Below are 13101 nucleotides of genomic sequence, written 5' to 3'. Positions count from 1 at the left end.
ATCACTTGATCTGGTTCGAGGTGGACATCATCTGGTCGGCCGTCTCGATCGCCTTGGAGTTCATCTCATAGGCGCGCTGCGCCGAGATCAGGTCGGTGATCTGCTGGATGATGTTGACGTTGGAGCTCTCAAGGTAACCCTGACGCAGGATGCCGACGCCCGGATCGCCCGGCAGCGCCTCGGTCGGATCGCCCGAGGCGGTCGTCGCCTGCAGAAGGTTGTTGCCCAGCGGTTTCATCCCCGCCTCGTTGACGAAGGTCGACATCGTGATCTGGCCGATCTGCACCGGGGTCGGGTCTTTGCCGACATAAGCCATCACGAGGCCCTGCTGGTTGATCTCGACATTGGTGGTGTTGGCTGGAACGTTGATGCCGGGCGCGACCTCATAGCCGTCCATCGACACGATCTGGCCCTCGGGGCTCAGCTGGAAGGTGCCGGCCCTGGTGTAGGCCTGACTGCCATCGGGCATGTTGAGGGTGAAGTACCCGCCGCCGTCGATCGCGAGATCGAGCTGGTTTTCGGTCTGCACCAGACCGCCTTGCGTGTTGAGCCGCACCACGCCCGCGCTTTGCACGCCGAGGCCGATATCGACGCCCACAGGCCGCGCGGTCCCGTCGGCGGAGGTCAGCGAGCCTTCGCGTTGCAGCGACTGGTAGACCAGATCCTGAAACGCGGCGCGGCTGCTCTTGTAGCCGGTGGTGTTCGCGTTCGCGATGTTGTTCGAGATCACGTCCACATTGGTCTGCTGGGCCAGCATCCCCGTCGCGGCAATTCCAAGTGCTCTCATGGTTCAGCTCCTTTTCGCGCCGGTCAGACTTTGCCAAGCCTGCGCAGTGTTTCCTGACGAAGGGTGTTCTGTTCATCCATCAACTTCACCGCCCGCTCGTAGGAGCGCTGGATGTCCATCATCCGGGTCATCTCGACCACCGGCTGAACATTGCTCTCTTCGACGAAGCCCTGCGCAACCTGCGTCGTGTCAGACGGGGTGAAGGCGGGGGCGGCACCTCCGGGCGCGGCAAAGAGGCCGCCGCCCAGACGGTTGAAGCTTTGGATGTCGGGCACATTGAACATGCCCAGCGTGCCGATGGTGCCGCTATTGGGCCCCGAAATCGTGCCGTCGCGGGAGATCGTGATCTTCTCGCCCGGCGGGATCGCGATCGGCGCGCCGCCCCGGTCGAGAACCTTGTTGCCCGTCAGCGTCACGAGATTGCCCTGCGGGTCGACGGCCAGCCGCCCGTCGCGCCCGAAAGCCGTCTGCCCCTCGGGCGTGGTATAGGCGAGCCAGCCGTCCCCGTTCAGCGCGACATCGAGCGGATTGGACGTCTTGGTCAGCGAGCCCTGGCGGTCATCGAGATAGGAGCCCTTGTCGAGCACGTAGCTCACATCGTCCTCGGCCCCGGCATTGCCCTTCGAGTTGTAGCTCTCGGTCAGCGAGCGTTCCGCCTTGAAGCCAGCCGTGTTGGCGTTGGCCATGTTGTTGGCCGAAATGTCGAGGCTGCGCCACAGCGTCGAGGCGAGGGATAGAGAGACATAATTTGAGCTATCCATGAATTTCCGTCCGCGAGAATGGATCTTGTGGCTTTGTGCTTGGATCGCTGCCAATTTATATTCAATAATGTTTGCTAATCTTGGAATAATCAATACTATTCTTTAAGGCGCGAAGGAATTCTGGTGCGTTTGGGCAAGAGGTGATGGAGTTGCGAGGCGGTTTTCCCTTCATGGGCGGCGTTTTGGCGCTCTGTCTGCTGTGCGGCGGCGCTGCGGCGGAGACGCTCCCCGCGCCTCCCCCTTTCGACTTCGCGCAATACACGCAGGCGGGATTCCTCGCGGATCGTGATGCCCTGGCCGCTGGCGTCGCCACAGCCGAGCCGGGACCCTCGCGCGCCATTGCGCGGCTCGATCTCGCGGAATTCTATCTCGCCCATGTCATGTTGCCCGAGGGGCGCTCGCTGCTGGGCGACGAAATGCCCGACGGTGTGATCCCGGCAGAGCAGGCCCGCTGGCGCGCGATTGCGGCCGGGTTCAGCATCATGGAAGGGACGGGGGTGCCGACTGGCACGCTCCTGCCGAATGCCGACTGGGCGAACTGGCAGGACTATCACCTCTGGGCGGCGCTGAACGCGATCACGCAGGGCGACGCGGTGGAGCTTGAGGGCAATCTCGCGGGTGCGGCTGACCGGCTTCCGGCCTATCCGCCCGTTTTCGTCGAGGCCTGTCTGCCCGCGCTTCTGGAAGGCGCGATCGCGGTCAGGAAATGGCCGCTGGCTCAGCGGCTGAGCCGAGATTTCGACAACTATCCCGAGCTTAAATCGCAGCCCGTGTATAGCTTCCTTCTCGGTCGGGTGGCGGAGCAATCGCATCATCCCGACAAGGCCTATGCCGCGTATCGCGAAGCGGCGAAGGGGCAGGATCGTTACGCGCAGCGGGCGCGGCTCGCATTGGTCAGTCTGGGGCTCGAGCATGGAGCGCTGACGCCCGACCAAGGTTTGTCGATGCTCGCCGAGGCTAACCTTGCGTGGCGTGGCGACAGGTTCGACCTGCAGGCGCTCGAACAGCGCGCGCATCTGGGCGAGACCTCCGGCCACGATGTGGATGCGCTGATTGCCTATGGCGAGATCCTCACCCGGTTCCCCGAGCGTCCTCAGGCGCGCGCGGCGGCGAAGGCCGCCGACAAGCGGCTCAAGGCGTTTTATGCGAAGGGTGCGGCGGGGAAGATTTCGCTCACGGATTTTGCCGAGGGGCATCAGCGGTTGGAGGCCTATTACGAGGTCCGTCCCGATTTTCAGACCTATGCCGAGCAATTCGCGGATCGCCTGCTGGAGCTGGGGGCTACGACTCAGGCCGCCACGGAATATCGCAAGATCCGGGAAGCTCTGAGCGCACAGCGCAAGGACAACCCAGAGGCAGTGTCGCAAGACAAGATGGCCTATCTGGCGCTGCGCGAGGCGGAGGCGCTTGCGCGCGGGGGGCAATTCGCCCGCGCCGCCAAGGTGTTGGAGGCTTCCGAACGTCCTGCCGATGCGCAGGAGCTGAACCAGTTCAACACGCTGCAGGCCCGCGTTCTGGCCGAGGCCGGGAAGACCGATGCGGCCTTGCAGGCCAAGGTCACCTCGCACTCGGCCGATCATCTGCGGCTTCAGGCGCGGCTCCACTGGAAGAAGGGCGATTGGAAGGCGGCGACCCAGTCCTATCGCGAGTTGTGGAAGAAGGCCCCGGAAGATTTCTCCGAGACCGACGCGGTCGAATTGCTGCTGGCCGCCTACCGCTCCGGCGATCTGACCACCGCCCGCAGCGTCGCCGAGGTCTTCCCGCGTCTGGCGGGGCGTGAGGATCTGAACAAGCTCGTCGCAAGCCTTCTGGCGGAGCCCGCCAAGCTCAGCCCGCTGATGGACGCGGCTGCGCGGGACCGGCTGCGCAAGGCGGATGACGCGCTCGAGATGGTCGGGTCGGAGGCGAAGCAGGCTGGCGGGTAGATATCTTTGCTATGCATTGCTCCTCGCCAATATCGTCAAAGAAAAAACGTAGATATTTTTAACTCCAGTTAAACATCAGTCGCATATCTCCTAGATAGGACCCCCTTCTCTTCGGACATGAGAGGATAAAACCATGAGTATTTCGAGCGCGATGCAGACCGGCGTGAGCGGCCTGAACGCAAACTCCGTCGCCGTTGGCGAAATTTCCGAGAATATCGCGAATGCGAATACCACGGGCTACAAGCGCAGCTTCGCCCAGATGGTGACCATGACGCCGACTGGCGGGCTCAATGCGCCGTCCGGTGTCAATGCTGTCGTCTCCTCCGACGTGACGAACGGGGGCGCGGTGATCCCCACCAGTTCCGCGACCGATTTCGCAGTGAACGGGAACGGGTTTTTCGTCGTGTCCGGCAGAGCCAATACGAGCGTCGAGTCCGATTACGTCCTGACGCGCGCCGGGTCGTTCAAGCCCGACGAGAATGGCGATCTTGTCAATTCGGCAGGCTATTTCCTTTCGGGCTACCCCTATACCGACGGCACGCTCGGCTCGATCGACGGCAACAGCTTCAATGGGCTGAAGACGGTGAACGTGACCGATGCGACGCTGAGCGCGAAGGCGACGACCACGGTCAGCGTGCAAGGCAATCTGCCCTCGCAGGAAACCGGAAACGCCACGCCGGGCGCCCCCTTCACCTCGTCCTCGCAATATTTCACGCCGCTCGGTGCGGCGAAGCGGCTCGAATATTCCTGGCAGCCGACCGCTACGCAGAACCAGTGGGACGTCACCGTGTCCGATGGCGACGGCGTTCCCTACGGTCAGGTCACGGTCGATTTCGCCGCCAGCGGGCCGAATGCCGGCGCCCCGGTCAGCTATTCCGGCGTCACCAATCTCGCGACAGCCCCCGGTGCCTTCTCGATGGACACGACCACGGGCATCATGAGCCTGACGATGAATGACGGTGGCACGACCCAGCCGATCGATGTCGGGCTCGGTGCGCTGAACAGCTTCGACGGGATGACCCAGTTCGCTGGCGATTTCACCCCGCAGAAATTCGACACTGACGGCTCGTCCGCCGGCGCGCTGACCCGGATGGAGGTCGATGATACCGGCACGATGTACGGGATCTTCGATAACGGCCAGCGGCAGGCGCTCTACAAGATTCCGCTCGCCCATGTGGCGAACCCGAACGGGATGCAGGAGGTCGATGGCGACGCCTATCGGCTGACCCGCAACAGTGGCGACTTCACGATCCACAAGGCGAACGAGGGCCCGGTGGGCACGATTTCCTCGGGGACGCTTGAAGGGTCGAATGTCGATATCGCGCAGGAATTGAGCGATCTGATCCGCACCCAGCGGGCCTATTCCACCAACGCGAAGATCGTCACCACGATGGATGAGATGCTCGACGAGACCACGCGTCTCAAACGCTGATCGTCACGCTGAGAACGGAGTAAACCCATGAGCCTGACGGGCGCCCTCCAGGCGAGCACGAGCGGTCTGCGCACGGCGCAGATGCAATCGGAAGCGACCTCGCGCAACATCGCGAATGCGAGTACCGAGGGCTATGTGCGCAAGGAGTTGCCGCAGGTCACGACCGCGGGCGGCCTCGTGCAAACCGGCGAGGCGCGGCGCGAAGTCGACGCCTCGCTCAACCGCATGTATCGGCAGCATTCCTCGGCCATGGCGCGCGAGCAGGCGATCTACGAGGCGGTGGGCGAATATACGGCGACCCTCGGCCAGCCGGGCGACGGTCTGTCGCCCGCGGATCGCCTGACCGATCTGCGCAGCTCGATGATCGCGCTGGTGAACAATCCCGGCAGTAACGCGGCGCAAAATGGCGTGGCGGCCTCCGCGCAGGAGATGGTGACCTCGCTGAACCAAAGCAGCGACATGCTCGCGCGGGTCGGCGGCGAGGTCGATATGGAGATCAAATACGACGTCTCGGATTTCAACGAGACGCTGCACAAGATCACCTCGGTCAACAAGCAGATCTCGGACGCGCCTCCCGGCTCGCTCGGAGCAGCCGATCTGGGAGACCAGATGGATGTGCTGGTGGAAAAGGCGTCGAAGCTGATCGACATGCAGGTGCGTCGTTCCACCGACGGGCGCGCGACGCTCTACACGGCTGGGGGCACGCCGCTCGTCGATGGGAATCAGGCGAGCTACATCACCTATGATCAGGTGGCTGGAAAGCTGTTCGCAGGCAAGACGGAGATCACCCCGGACTCCGCCGACGCACGCGGCTTCCAGAATGGCAGCCTCGCCGGGCTGTTCGCGGTGAAGAAGGACGTTCTGCCGCGCTTCCAGCTTCAGCTCGACGAGATGGCTCGGGGGCTCGTGCAGGGCTTCGAGAGTGCGGACGCCTCGCTCGCGCCGGGGCAGGCGGGGCTCTTCACCGATGCAGGCGCAGCCTACGATCCCGCAAATCTCGAAGGGTTGGCGGGTCGGATTTCGGTCAATGCGGCAGTGGACCCCGCGCAGGGTGGGCAGCTCTCGCGCCTGCGCGACGGGATCGGCGCCATCACGCCGGGTGCCGCAGGCGACTCGACCCAGATCGAAGCCTTCGTTTCGATGTTCGACGATCCGCTTTCGGCGGACCCGGGCACGGGGCTGGCGACGTCGCTGTCGCTGCGCGACTATGGAAGCAACATGATCTCGGCGCAGGAGTTCGAGGGCACCCGCGCGCAGGAGCGGTTTGCCGCCGCGCGCACCGCCACCGAGACGGTGAACGGCACGCGCCAGGGCATTCAGGGCGTGAACATCGACGATGAGATGCAGAAGCTGATAACCATTCAGCAAAGCTATGCCGCAAATTCGAAGATGATGACTGCCGTCATGAAGATGATGGACACGTTGCTTGAAGCCGTCTGAGGAGACTGAACGATGATCCCCCTAATCCGGAATTCGCTGTCGACCCTACAGATGAGCGTGATCTCACGGCGATCGGTCGATCGCACCACGGCCGAGTTGCAACGGACGAGCGACGAGGTCGCGACCGGGCGCAAATCCGATGTCTACGCGGATATGGGGGCGAAATCGGCCTTCGTGCTCGCGCTGGAAGATCGCGCGACGACCAATTCGCATTTCATTACCTCGAACAAGCTCCTCGGGAGCAAGCTGGATATGATCGCATCCAGCGCGTCGACGGCGCGCGGGGCCGCGCAGGATGTGCTCGGGCTCGCGGTCGGGAACCTCGAGCGCCCCAGCGCTTCGGCGGCGACCCTGCAGCAAAGCGCGCGCGCCGCCCTCGACACCATCATGACGAGCCTGAATGTCTCGCTCGACGGAGAGCATCTGTTCTCCGGGGTAGCTTCGGACAAGCCCGCGCTGCGGGGCTATGACGCGACGAACGGTGCGACGGGTCTCTCGGCGGGGGACGTCCTGTCGGGGGTCGTGGGCAGCGGCCCCGCGGATGCGACCCAGGCCGCGGCGATGCTGTCGCAGATCGACAGCGTATTCGACGACACCAATGCCGATCCGGCCAAACGCTACAGCTCGACCTTCTTCCAGGGGGACGCGACAGCCGGGACGCCGCGCAAAACGGCGCTGATCGGAGATGGCGAGACGCTCGATTACGGGATGCAAGCGGACGATCCCGAGTTCCGCAACCTGATCAAGGGGCTTGCGCTGTTCGCCTCGACCGACGTGTCGAAGATCAAGGATCCGGACGCATATAAAAGCTGGATAGCCGCCGGCGTCAAAGCGCTGAGCGATGGCGTCGAAGGGCTGCGCAACTCCGAGACCGCGCTGGGTGCGAAGCAGAAGCGGCTCGACATCAAGCTGACGCAGCAGCAATCGATGGATTCGGTACTGAATAGCCGCCTGTCGGATTACGTCTCGGTCGATCCCTATGAGGCCGCGACCCGGATGACCGCGCTCCAGACGCAACTCAGCGCGAGCTACAGCGTAGCCGCGCAGATGTCGAAGCTGTCGATCCTGAATTATCTCTGAGCCGCGCGTTTATCGCGCGGCTACCGTGCCCCGCGCGTCGGTTTGCTCATACGCTGCGAGCTTCACATCTCTCGTGCTTTCCAGCTCACTGAACTTGTAGCCACGACCGTAGACCGTCTCGATATATTGGTGGCCGCTATCGGCCGCATCGGCGATCTTCTTGCGCAGCTTGCAGATATAGACGTCGATGACCTTGTCGAAGGGCTGGTCGTCGCTCATCCCGTAGACCGCGTCATAGATCGCGCCTTTCGCAATCACCTTGTTCGCGTTCAGCGCCAGATGCTGGAAGATCGCGTGCTCACGGTTCGACAGCTTCAGCCGCGCGCCGGAGACCAGCGGATCGCGCCCGTCGAAGAAGGCGGTGATCTCGCCGACGCTGATGCTCTCGGCGGCGTGGCCGTAGGAGCGGCGGATGATCGAGTTGATCCGCGACAGCGCTTCGATCCCCTTGATCGGGCTCACCATGACGTCGTCGGCCCCGGCATCGAGTGCTTCCGAGGCATCGCGCGAGTTCTTGAAGTCGCGCATTACCAGAACCGGGTTGCGGCAGCCGCAGCTACGGATGGCCCGGATGTAGTCAGTCACTTCCGGGCAGTCGCCGATCAGGATCGCCCGCGTGTCGACGCCCTTCTGGTTCAGCGTACTGAGATCGGACGCGAAGAAGGATGCGGGGACGAGGACGGGTTGCAGCCCAACGCTCTCCAGCTCGCTGAGCAGGCCGCGAACGCGGCCATCGCGAGGCTCAAAGACGTAAATATTCATGCAGGCCTCCATCCCGGGCAAGTTTCTCGCACAAGCGGCAAGATCACGCTAAGTTGCCACAAAGGATTAGTCAAGAATAGTACTGATTTATATTGGACACTATTTATGTTTTGCTTTAATTTGGCGGAATGTGCTGGTGATGTGAGGAAACTATGCTTGCTTCTTTGCGCCGAAAAGGTAATCGGGCGTCGTTTTCTCGCGCCGGGGTTCGTGGGGCGCTCGTCGCGCTCTCCGTCATTGCAGGGACGCTCTGCGCGCTCCCGGCCGCCGCGCAGGTTCGCATCAAGGATATCGCCAGTTTCGAGGGCGTGCGTGAGAACCAGCTCGTGGGCTACGGTCTCGTGGTCGGTCTGAACGGGACCGGCGACACCCTCAACGGCAGCCCCTTCACCAAGAAGTCGATCGAGGGGATGCTCGAACGGCTCGGGGTCGGCAACCTCTCCGGCGATGCGATCAAGACGAAGAACACGGCCGCGGTAATGGTGACGGCAAAACTGCCGCCCTTCGCCCGCCGCGGTTCGACGATCGACGTGACGATCTCCTCGCTCGGCAATGCGGACAGCCTGCGCGGCGGCACGCTGATCGTGACGCCGCTCGTCGGGGCCGATGGCGAGATCTATGCCGTAGGGCAGGGGCCGATCTCGGTTGCGGGCTATAGCGCGAAAGGCAATGCGGCGAGCATCGTGGACGGCGTGCCGACCGTCGCGCGGATGGAGAACGGCGCCATCGTCGAGAAAGAAATCGCATTCGAATTGAACTCGATGAGTTCCGTGCGCCTGTCCCTCCGCGAGCCCGATTTCACGACCGCCTCGCGGGTGGCGGGCGTGATCAATGACAAGCTCGGCCACAACACCGCGCAGATGCTCGACCCCTCCACCATCGAGGTGCAGGCGAAGGGCAAATACGGCGTGCCGGAGCTGCTGGCGATGATCGAAAACCTGCCCGTCACGCCCGACTCCGTTGCCAAGGTGGTGGTCGACGAGAAATCCGGGACCATTGTGATCGGTTCGAATGTACGGATCGATCAGGTCGCGATCAGTCAGGGTGGCCTGACCGTGAAGGTCAAGGAAAGCTATGCGGTCAGCCAGCCGAAGCCGATCTCCATCGGGGAGACGGTCGTGGTGCCCGAAACGGATGTGCAGGTCGAAGAGAGAAACACCCAGTTCAGCGTGCTCCAAGGGGGCGATGTCAGCCTTCAGGACCTCGTGGACGGCCTCAATGCGATTGGCGTCGGCGCCCGGCAGACGATCTCGATCCTGCAGGCGATCAAGGCCGCCGGCGCGCTTCATGCCGATCTGGAGATCATCTGATGAACCCGCTCGATCCGTCGAAGGCGTCGCTCTCGGCGGCGTCGCTCAAGGCGCCTGCCTCATCCGGTGCGAAGACGCAGGACGCGAAGGAGATCGCCAAGAATTTCGAGGCGACCTTCCTGCAGCAGGCCGTGGGCGAGATGATGAAGACCGTGAAGATGGGTGGGCTGGATGGCGGCCACGCCGAGGAGATGTGGAAATCCTTCCTCGCACGCGGCATCGCCGACGAGATCGCCGCCTCCGGCCGGACCGGGATCGCGCAGAGCGTCGAGCGCATGATCGGCGCCTACAACTCGAACGGAGAAGACCATGGCTGATGAGACCCCGTCGCGTTTTCGCAAACGGATGCAGGCCCGGCGCGAGATTTCCGCCGAAGGCCCCGTTCTGACCGACGAGGACGACGCCAACCTCGCCGCTTTCGAGGCGAATATCGATGCGACGCTCGATCTGTTGCGTGATGAAATCGCGGCGGTCGAGGCGGGGCATCTGGATCGCGTCACCGAGCTTTATGATCGCAAGGCGGACCTGCTGAAGCGGATCGAGTTGAAGATACCCGTGATCGAACCCTTCCTGGAAGCGTCTGAGGATGCTGCGCCCGCGCTTCGCGAAAAGCTCCGCCAACTGAAGACCGCCGTGCAGGACAATAGCGTTCTGCTGTCGCGGATGTCCGAAGCGACCCGCGAGATCGTGCGCGAGATCGAGAAGATCCGAAACCGGCACAGTCTCGACGGTCTCTATGGAAAGAGTGGCAAACCGGTCACAGGGCAGGACGGGCCGCAGATGCATATCGATAGGGAATTCTAGGTTTCCTGTATTCTTTAACCTGCGCTTAATCTTCGGTCCAAAATTCCTCTCCACGGCTCGCGCCGTTTTTCTGTCAGAAGACGAAAACAAATATCTTTCAGAATGAGGAGTGACTAGAAATGTCGTCCATTCTTACCAATACCTCCGCGATGAATGCTCTTGCGACCCTCCGTGGGGTCAACAAGGGTCTCGAAGACACGCAGAACCGCATTTCGACCGGCAAGAAGATCAACTCGGCGAAAGACAATGCCGCATATTTCTCGATCTCGGAATCGATGAACAGCGACAGCGGCATGTACAAGTCGATCAACGAAGGTCTGACGCTGACCAAGAACTCGGTTTCGACCGCGCGTCTTGGCGCAGAGTCGGTGAAGGATCTCGCCCAGCAGTTCGTCGAGCGTGTTTCGTTCGCCCAGGGCGACGCGGTGGATCATGCTGCGGTCCAGAAGGAACTCCGCAGCATCGTCGATCAGATCGGCACCACGATCAGCCAGGCGACCTTCAACGGCGATAGCCTCGTCGACGGTTCGGCCAACGTGACGGTCGTCACCGGGATCAGCCGCGCAAGCGGTTCCTTCGCGACCACGTCGATGACCTTCCAGGCGGTCGATCTCTCTACGCTTCAGGCGACGCTGAGCGGGATCGATATCACGAGCGGTTCGGCGTCGGTTCTGACCAGCGCGCTGACGAGCGCCCAAAGCGCTCTCTCGACGGCCATCGACAATGCGACCTCGCTCGGCGTGGCGGAGAAGTCGCTGGAATCCCAGCAGGACTTCCTCGGCAAGCTGACCGACAAGCTCGACACCGGTGTCGGCAACATGGTCGATGCGGACATGGAGAAGGAGGCGGCTCGCCTGCAGTCCTACCAGGTCCAGCAGCAGCTCGCGACGCAGTCGCTCTCGATCGCGAACCAGGGCCCTCAGAACCTTCTGAGCCTGTTCCGCTAAATCGTGGCGATGAACTGAATGGAAAGGCCCCGTGCAGTACGGGGCCTTTTCTTTTGTCGCGCTTGGGTTGTCTTTTCCGGCAAAGTTTAAAAACGCCTTTAACCGCGTCGTGCTAAGTTCGGGCAAAGAGAACAAAAGAATATAGAGAGGAGAGCTTGCATGAGCGTCGCCGCGTATAAGCGAACCATTTCCGAAACCGAGTCTCCGAGGCAGATCGAGCGTCGCATCCTGTCCCGCGTCACCGGCGAGCTGGAGGCCTATCTGGTCGACTATGACGGCGCGCCGAAGGCCGGGCGGGGGGCAATCCTCGCGCAGGGTCTGCGCACCGCGCTCTGGGAGAACGAGCGCATCTGGACCGCGCTGCGTGATGACCTCGCGGAGCCGGCGAACCAGTTTCCCGCCGAGCTGAAAGCGGCGCTGATTTCTCTCGCGCTCTGGGTCGAGCGGGAGACGCAGGTCGTGATGGGCGGCGGCGGCACGGTCGCGCCCCTCGTCGAGGTAAATCGCAACATCATCCGTGGGCTCAGCGGCGACGCTGGCGCGCCGGTGGCTGCGGAATAAAGGGGCGCGGGTCATGGCATTACGACTGACGTTGAAACCGAACGAGCGGATCGTGGTCAATGGATGCGTGATCCGAAATGCCAACCGTCGCCAGACGCTTCAGATCGAGAACACCGCCGACGTGATCCGGGCCGAAGATTTGCTGGATGAAAACTGCGAGCCGACCCCGGTGAAGCAGGCCTATTTCCTGATCCAGACCGCGCTGATCCGCGCCGATACGCGCGACACGCTGGTGCCGGTCATTCAAGAAAAGCTCGCCGATCTTGCCACGATTTTCAGTGCCCCCGTGGTCGGCGGCGTCTTCGAGGCCGCGAACTGGGTCTCGCAGGGCGATTACTACAAGGCGTTGAGCGCGCTGCGCCCGGTCATGGCCCGCGAAGAGGAACTGTTCGCGCGCCTCTCCGGAGATGCGAGCCCGGCGGTGGCGCTGGAGGGGGAAGAATGCTGACGATTTCGGGAATGAGCAGCCGCCTCGCGCTGAACCTGATCGACCGGACTCAATCCAAGCAGCTCGATCAGCTGGCGAAAGAGCCGCAACATGCCCGCGCGATCAGCCGTTTCCGCGAGAATATCGCGGATATCCATACCGCAGCCGATCTGGTGGACAATTACGACGCCTATAGTTTCATCATGAAAGCCTTCGATCTGGAAGACCAGATGTTCGGCAAGGCGATGATGCGCGAAATCCTGTCGAGCGATTCCGCCGACAAGACCTCGCTGGTGAACAAGCTCACCGATCCGCGATTCCGCAAGCTCTACGATGCGCTCGGGTTCACCAATGGCGGTACGGCGAATACCAATACCTCCTCGACCGCGTGGCAGGACAAGATCGTCGATCAATATGTCAGCCAGCAGTTCATCAATGGCGAAGGCGAGCAGAACGCGACCGTCGGGTCCGTGCTCGAATTCCGTCAGAAGCTCGATGGCGTCAAAACGTGGTATTCGGTCCTGAAAGACAAGGATACCGCGCAGTTCATGCGCACGGCATTGGGTATCCCCAATGACGTCGTGAAGCTCGATGTCGAGCGGCAGAAACAGATCTTCGAGGACAAGTTCGACATCGCGAAGCTCAAGGACCCGAAAGAGGTCGACAATCTGATCTCTCATTTCGTCGCCGTGTCCGATGCGAACAATTTCTCGACCGGCGGGGCGGCGGGGAATGCTGCGGTGACGCTGATGCAAGGTGCAGTTCAGGGCGGCTCGGGCCAGTTCGTGCCCGCGACCTTCGATCTGACCGCGATCGCGACCTTCTCGGCCTCGCGCTACCGGTAAGCCTGCCTTGGATCGCGGCT

14 protein-coding genes are annotated in these 13101 nt (G+C 62.4%); 11 read left to right on the top strand and 3 right to left on the bottom strand.

Annotation, left to right across the window (positions count from 1 at the left end; all coding sequences use genetic code 11):
• Nucleotide 1 precedes the first annotated feature (1 nt).
• The gene (flgG, locus tag BMI89_RS14510; protein WP_078571508.1) at nucleotides 2–787 is read right to left on the bottom strand and encodes a flagellar basal-body rod protein FlgG; all 786 of its coding nucleotides are present in this window, start codon (nucleotides 785–787) and stop codon (nucleotides 2–4) included.
• Between the two features lie 23 nt (nucleotides 788–810).
• Nucleotides 811–1548 carry a flagellar basal-body rod protein FlgF gene (gene flgF, locus BMI89_RS14505; protein WP_078571506.1) on the bottom strand — a complete coding sequence of 246 codons (738 nt, stop codon included), beginning with the start codon at nucleotides 1546–1548 and terminating at the stop codon, nucleotides 811–813.
• A 143-nt stretch (nucleotides 1549–1691) separates the two neighbouring features.
• On the opposite strand from flgF, the gene BMI89_RS14500 reads away from it, so the two are divergent.
• The 4 genes from BMI89_RS14500 (at nucleotide 1692) to BMI89_RS14485 (ending at nucleotide 7425) form a co-directional block, all read left to right on the top strand.
• Nucleotides 1692–3473, top strand: a complete 1782-nt coding sequence (locus tag BMI89_RS14500; RefSeq protein ID WP_143593916.1) for a hypothetical protein — start codon at nucleotides 1692–1694, stop codon at nucleotides 3471–3473.
• A 133-nt stretch (nucleotides 3474–3606) separates the two neighbouring features.
• A complete protein-coding gene (locus BMI89_RS14495; protein ID WP_078571503.1) occupies nucleotides 3607–4905 on the top strand; it encodes a flagellar hook protein FlgE in 1299 nt (432 codons plus the stop codon).
• A gap of 27 nt (nucleotides 4906–4932) precedes the next feature.
• Nucleotides 4933–6345 (top strand): flagellar hook-associated protein FlgK, encoded by a 1413-nt coding sequence (flgK, locus tag BMI89_RS14490; RefSeq protein ID WP_078571501.1) that lies wholly within the window; start codon nucleotides 4933–4935, stop codon nucleotides 6343–6345.
• Nucleotides 6346–6357: 12 nt separating this feature from the next.
• The gene (locus tag BMI89_RS14485; protein WP_078571499.1) at nucleotides 6358–7425 is read left to right on the top strand and encodes a flagellin; all 1068 of its coding nucleotides are present in this window, start codon (nucleotides 6358–6360) and stop codon (nucleotides 7423–7425) included.
• A gap of 9 nt (nucleotides 7426–7434) precedes the next feature.
• Here the strand turns inward: BMI89_RS14485 and BMI89_RS14480 are convergent, their stop codons facing one another.
• Entirely contained in the window at nucleotides 7435–8187 is a 753-nt protein-coding gene (locus BMI89_RS14480; RefSeq protein ID WP_078547203.1) for a response regulator transcription factor, read from the bottom strand.
• A 152-nt stretch (nucleotides 8188–8339) separates the two neighbouring features.
• Here BMI89_RS14480 and BMI89_RS14475 point away from each other — a divergent pair, with 152 nt between their 5' ends.
• From BMI89_RS14475 to BMI89_RS14445, 7 genes are all read left to right on the top strand, one after another.
• Entirely contained in the window at nucleotides 8340–9497 is a 1158-nt protein-coding gene (locus BMI89_RS14475) for a flagellar basal body P-ring protein FlgI (protein ID WP_078571497.1), read from the top strand.
• The gene (locus BMI89_RS14470; RefSeq protein WP_078571495.1) at nucleotides 9497–9814 is read left to right on the top strand and encodes a rod-binding protein; all 318 of its coding nucleotides are present in this window, start codon (nucleotides 9497–9499) and stop codon (nucleotides 9812–9814) included. The genes BMI89_RS14475 and BMI89_RS14470 overlap by 1 nt, the downstream gene beginning before the upstream one ends.
• Nucleotides 9807–10301, top strand: coding sequence for a hypothetical protein (locus BMI89_RS14465; protein ID WP_078571494.1), 495 nt, complete (start codon nucleotides 9807–9809; stop codon nucleotides 10299–10301). The genes BMI89_RS14470 and BMI89_RS14465 overlap by 8 nt, the downstream gene beginning before the upstream one ends.
• 119 nt (nucleotides 10302–10420) lie before the next feature.
• A complete protein-coding gene (locus BMI89_RS14460; RefSeq protein WP_078571492.1) occupies nucleotides 10421–11248 on the top strand; it encodes a flagellin in 828 nt (275 codons plus the stop codon).
• A gap of 159 nt (nucleotides 11249–11407) precedes the next feature.
• On the top strand, nucleotides 11408–11809 hold the full coding sequence (locus BMI89_RS14455) for a flagellar biosynthesis regulator FlaF (protein WP_078571491.1): 402 nt from the start codon (nucleotides 11408–11410) through the stop codon (nucleotides 11807–11809).
• A 13-nt stretch (nucleotides 11810–11822) separates the two neighbouring features.
• Nucleotides 11823–12257: a flagellar biosynthesis repressor FlbT gene (locus BMI89_RS14450; protein ID WP_078571490.1), complete on the top strand. Its 435-nt coding sequence runs from the start codon at nucleotides 11823–11825 to the stop codon at nucleotides 12255–12257.
• Complete coding sequence (locus BMI89_RS14445) at nucleotides 12251–13081, top strand: DUF1217 domain-containing protein (RefSeq protein ID WP_078571488.1); 831 nt, start codon at nucleotides 12251–12253, stop codon at nucleotides 13079–13081. The genes BMI89_RS14450 and BMI89_RS14445 overlap by 7 nt, the downstream gene beginning before the upstream one ends.
• The last annotated feature ends 20 nt before the right edge of the window (nucleotides 13082–13101 follow it).

The sequence above is a fragment of the Thioclava sp. F36-7 genome (assembly GCF_002020075.1).
Classification (GTDB): domain Bacteria; phylum Pseudomonadota; class Alphaproteobacteria; order Rhodobacterales; family Rhodobacteraceae; genus Thioclava; species Thioclava sediminum.
Note: the sequence above shows the minus strand (reverse complement) of the source record. Positions and strands in the feature narration are given on the sequence as shown.

Coding starts and splice junctions, on each gene's coding strand:
- BMI89_RS14455 (WP_078571491.1), top strand. CDS start 11,408: ATGAGCGTCGCCGCGTATAAGCGAACCATTTCCGAAACCGAGTCTCCG.
- flgF (WP_078571506.1), bottom strand. CDS start 1,548: ATGGATAGCTCAAATTATGTCTCTCTATCCCTCGCCTCGACGCTGTGG.
- BMI89_RS14465 (WP_078571494.1), top strand. CDS start 9,807: ATGGCTGATGAGACCCCGTCGCGTTTTCGCAAACGGATGCAGGCCCGG.
- flgK (WP_078571501.1), top strand. CDS start 4,933: ATGAGCCTGACGGGCGCCCTCCAGGCGAGCACGAGCGGTCTGCGCACG.
- flgG (WP_078571508.1), bottom strand. CDS start 787: ATGAGAGCACTTGGAATTGCCGCGACGGGGATGCTGGCCCAGCAGACC.
- BMI89_RS14460 (WP_078571492.1), top strand. CDS start 10,421: ATGTCGTCCATTCTTACCAATACCTCCGCGATGAATGCTCTTGCGACC.
- BMI89_RS14485 (WP_078571499.1), top strand. CDS start 6,358: ATGATCCCCCTAATCCGGAATTCGCTGTCGACCCTACAGATGAGCGTG.
- BMI89_RS14500 (WP_143593916.1), top strand. CDS start 1,692: ATGGAGTTGCGAGGCGGTTTTCCCTTCATGGGCGGCGTTTTGGCGCTC.
- BMI89_RS14450 (WP_078571490.1), top strand. CDS start 11,823: ATGGCATTACGACTGACGTTGAAACCGAACGAGCGGATCGTGGTCAAT.
- BMI89_RS14475 (WP_078571497.1), top strand. CDS start 8,340: ATGCTTGCTTCTTTGCGCCGAAAAGGTAATCGGGCGTCGTTTTCTCGC.
- BMI89_RS14470 (WP_078571495.1), top strand. CDS start 9,497: ATGAACCCGCTCGATCCGTCGAAGGCGTCGCTCTCGGCGGCGTCGCTC.
- BMI89_RS14445 (WP_078571488.1), top strand. CDS start 12,251: ATGCTGACGATTTCGGGAATGAGCAGCCGCCTCGCGCTGAACCTGATC.
- BMI89_RS14480 (WP_078547203.1), bottom strand. CDS start 8,187: ATGAATATTTACGTCTTTGAGCCTCGCGATGGCCGCGTTCGCGGCCTG.
- BMI89_RS14495 (WP_078571503.1), top strand. CDS start 3,607: ATGAGTATTTCGAGCGCGATGCAGACCGGCGTGAGCGGCCTGAACGCA.